Annotated in this window: 5 protein-coding genes; 2 read left to right on the plus strand and 3 right to left on the minus strand. The window is 60.2% G+C overall.

All coding sequences use genetic code 11. The annotated features are described in order from the left end of the window. Positions 1-175 precede the first annotated feature (175 nt). From ACILRN_RS16265 to ACILRN_RS16275, 3 genes are read right to left on the minus strand one after another with little or no spacing between them, the layout of a single operon-like run. The gene (locus ACILRN_RS16265; RefSeq protein WP_395690011.1) at positions 176-448 is read right to left on the minus strand and encodes a DUF2312 domain-containing protein; all 273 of its coding nucleotides are present in this window, start codon (positions 446-448) and stop codon (positions 176-178) included. Positions 449-466: 18 nt separating this feature from the next. Further along, positions 467-760, minus strand: a complete 294-nt coding sequence (locus tag ACILRN_RS16270; protein WP_395690014.1) for a DUF1244 domain-containing protein — start codon at positions 758-760, stop codon at positions 467-469. A gap of 2 nt (positions 761-762) precedes the next feature. Continuing rightward, the gene (locus ACILRN_RS16275) at positions 763-1548 is read right to left on the minus strand and encodes an N-formylglutamate amidohydrolase (RefSeq protein WP_395690012.1); all 786 of its coding nucleotides are present in this window, start codon (positions 1546-1548) and stop codon (positions 763-765) included. 148 nt (positions 1549-1696) lie between these two features. Here ACILRN_RS16275 and ACILRN_RS16280 point away from each other — a divergent pair, with 148 nt between their 5' ends. Both ACILRN_RS16280 and pyk read left to right on the plus strand, forming a co-directional pair. Then, positions 1697-2125 (plus strand): DUF1036 domain-containing protein, encoded by a 429-nt coding sequence (locus ACILRN_RS16280; RefSeq protein WP_395690013.1) that lies wholly within the window; start codon positions 1697-1699, stop codon positions 2123-2125. Continuing rightward, positions 2125-3465 (plus strand): pyruvate kinase (gene pyk, locus ACILRN_RS16285; RefSeq protein WP_395690015.1); only part of this gene is annotated, 1341 nt, incomplete at its 3' end. The genes ACILRN_RS16280 and pyk, both read left to right, overlap by 1 nt.

Here is a 3465-nt window from a genome sequence, read left to right on the forward strand (position 1 = left end):
AGATGCATCTGAGCCGCTGCTGCCAAAGCTGGCCGTCGCCGGCCTGGCGCAGAGTTCCGCTGCGGGCAAGGGTGACCTGCAGGTGGTCAATCGCGAGGGCAAGGGAAGCCTGCTGGTTACACCCGACGACCAGACCGCGACTGCTGCCACTCAGAACTGAGCGGGATGAGGCAGCTCAGGCCGCCTCCTCCGCCTCGCCCGGGATCATGCCAAGCGCGGCCATGTAAACGTCAAGCATTGATTGCTCTTCCGCGCGCTCTGTGGCTTCCTTTTTACGCAAGCTGATCACCTTGCGCAGGATCTTGGTGTCGAATCCATTGGCCTTGGCTTCGGCATAGACTTCCTTGATGTCACCCGCGATCGTCTTCTTTTCCTCTTCGAGCCTTTCAATGCGCTCGACGATCGACTTGAGCTGCCCACGGGCAAAACTGGTCTTGCTTCCGGCCATGATGACGCCTCCGGCGATCTAGTGCTTTTGCGATTGAGCAAACTTCGCCTGTTGTTGCTCGCTTGCAGTAGACTGGTGTTTTGCTTTCCACTCTTCGTAGGGCATGCCGTAAACCATGCCACGCACCTCATCGCGCGTTACCGATACACCCTTGGTCTTCGCCGCATCCTCGAACCAGTTGGCCAGGCAGTTGCGACAAAAGCCTGCAAGATTCATGAGATCAATGTTCTGCACGTCACTGCGGGCACGAAGATGCTCCAGCAGGCGCCGGAAGGCTGCCGCCTCCAGTTCCGTCCTCGTTGTTGCATCCATATTCATGCAGGACCACTCCCTTGGTCCGACCTGATCGGACCAGCTTCATACATAATGGGTTCAATGACCTTCGCCACTCGTTCCGCCCACTCATCCACACCTGTTTTGTCGGCAATCAGATCCTGACGCACCTCGATCAGCGCATGGGGCAAACCGGTCAGCGTTCCGTGAATGTGAAGCGTATCGCCGTCAAGCCCTCCCCGGTAGGGCTCATTGTCACCGACTACCAGATCTCCCTGCCCCATGAAGCCATGGATTATCGCATGAGCCGCTGCGGCATCACTGTCCCAGAGGACACCGACATGCCAGGGCCGCGGCCAGCCGCGCCACACCGGTGTGAAGGAGTGCAGCGACACCAGAAAGGGCAGATGGCCTGCCTTCCGAACCAGCTCGACAGCGCCGGCAATTGCTTGATGGTAGGGGGCATGGAAACGCACGATGCGGCGCTGCCGCTCCACGTCATCCACAAGGCGATTGCCGGGAACCACGTCGCCGTCCGAAATCCGCATGATGAGCGTGGGATCATCGAGCCCTCGATTGGGATCGATGAGAAGACGGGAAAAACGGGACAGCACCGCATGTGCCCCCAGCCGCCTGGCAAGTTCCAGCGTGAGGTCCCGGGCGCCGATATCATAGGCAATATGGCGGCAGAGCTGCTCGTGTGACAGACCGAGCCCAGCATAGTCCGAAGGGATGGCGTTGGAGGCATGATCACAGAGCAGCACCAGCCGGGAGCGCGCGCTGCCAGTCACTGTTTCGGGGTCTTCGGCCGGGCATATCTTTGCCATGGACTGGCCATATAGATGAGGCTAATCGGACAGTCACCCAGTTAGGCCCGGGGGAGGACGGAGGGGCGAGGCCCTGCCAAGGGTTGACGCGGCCGGGACTGGTTGGGAAGTTATGGAAGATTCGCGGTTTACATCCGGAGACGGAAAGATGCTTCGCAAACTGGCGCTGATTTCAGGTACGCTCCTGATGATGTGCATGATGTCGTTGTCCGCACATGCGGACCTCAAGCTCTGTAACAACACGCAGAGCCGGGTGGGTGTGGCGATCGGCTACAAGGACAAGGAAGGCTGGGCCACTGAAGGCTGGTGGATGGTTGCGCCCCAGAAATGCATGAACCTGCTCAAGGGCAAGCTGGCCGCCCGCTATTACTACGTCTTTGCGACGGACTATGACAAGGGCGGGTCCTGGGGCGGAAAGTCCTTCATGTGTACGCGCGAAAAAGTGTTCACGATCCGTGGAATTGAAGATTGTGAGGCACGTGGCTACAACAAGACGGGCTTCTTCGAGGTGGACACGGGCGAAGAAGAGGACTGGACCATCTCGCTCTCTGGCGACAAGACAACCCAAGGTCCGTGATGCGGAGAAACCGCAACGTAAAGATTGTCGCGACGCTTGGGCCCGCATCGTCATCGCCCGAGATGATCGAGAAACTGTTCATGGCTGGTGTTGATGTATTCCGCATCAACATGAGCCACACCCAGCATGAGCTGCTGCGCCAGCTCCACCGTGACATCCGCGCCGTTGAGGCGAAGCTCAAGCGTCCCATAGGCATCCTCGCCGACCTTCAGGGCCCAAAGATCCGCATCGGGACATTCGCCGGCAAGGAAGCGCGGATCGAAGCGGGCAACACGTTCACGTTCGACACGAGCAGCACACCTGGCGATGAGACACGAGTGCAGCTCCCTCATCCGGAGATTTTCGCCTCAGCCCGCCCGGGCGACACCCTGCTGCTCAACGACGGCAGACTTCGTGTCGAGATCACCAAGGCGGAGCCGGAGAAGATCACGACACGCGTGATCTTCGGTGGCACCTTGTCAGACCGCAAAGGCGTTAATCTACCCGATACAGTGATCCCCATACCGGCGCTGACGACGAAGGACCGCTCAGACCTCGAAGCTGCCGCGGCGGTCGGCGTCGACTGGATTGCCCTGTCCTTCGTCCAACGCGCCGATGATGTGGCCGAGGCAAGAAAGCTCATTGCTGGACGGGCAGGCATCATGGCCAAGATCGAGAAGCCCGCCGCTCTCAACGTGTTGGACGAGATTCTCGAAATTTCTGATGGCCTCATGGTGGCGCGCGGTGATCTTGGCGTCGAGCTGCCTCTGGAAACAGTACCGGCACGACAAAAGCAGATCACCAGAGCAGCACGACGGATGGGCAAGCCGGTAATCGTCGCCACCCAGATGCTGGAGTCGATGATCGTCGAGCCAGTGCCAACCCGCGCCGAGGTCTCGGATGTCGCGACGGCGGTCTATGAGGGTGCGGATGCGATCATGCTGTCGGCCGAAAGCGCCACCGGCGCCTGGCCAGACAAGGCGGTGGCGACCATGGACCGCATCGCCCAGGCCGTGGAACGTGACTCACTCTATCGCAGCATCGTGACTGCACAACGCTATGAACCGCAGCCAACGAGTGCCGATGCGATCTCAAGTGCTGCGCGCTCGATCTCCGAGACACTCAGGCTTGCGGCCATCGTCTGCTACACAGGTTCGGGCTCGACGGGGATCCGCATGTCCCGCGAGAGGCCAGACACGCCGGTGATCGCCCTGACACCCATTCCGGCCACGGCACGCAGGCTTGCGCTTGTCTGGGGATTGCACTGTGTTCTGACGGAGGATGCGCGCGACCTCGATGATATGGTCACCCGGGCAACCCGCATTGCACGCGAAGAGGGTTTTGCTGATGTCGGGCAGCGG

The sequence above is a fragment of the Aestuariivirga sp. genome (assembly GCF_044238155.1).
Lineage (GTDB): Bacteria > Pseudomonadota > Alphaproteobacteria > Rhizobiales > Aestuariivirgaceae > Aestuariivirga.

Bases quoted from the DNA above. Each gene is read 5' to 3' on its own strand.
- ACILRN_RS16265 (WP_395690011.1), bottom strand. From the start codon at position 448: ATGGCCGGAAGCAAGACCAGTTTTGCCCGTGGGCAGCTCAAGTCGATC.
- ACILRN_RS16275 (WP_395690012.1), bottom strand. From the start codon at position 1,548: ATGGCAAAGATATGCCCGGCCGAAGACCCCGAAACAGTGACTGGCAGC.
- ACILRN_RS16280 (WP_395690013.1), top strand. From the start codon at position 1,697: ATGCTTCGCAAACTGGCGCTGATTTCAGGTACGCTCCTGATGATGTGC.
- ACILRN_RS16270 (WP_395690014.1), bottom strand. From the start codon at position 760: ATGGATGCAACAACGAGGACGGAACTGGAGGCGGCAGCCTTCCGGCGC.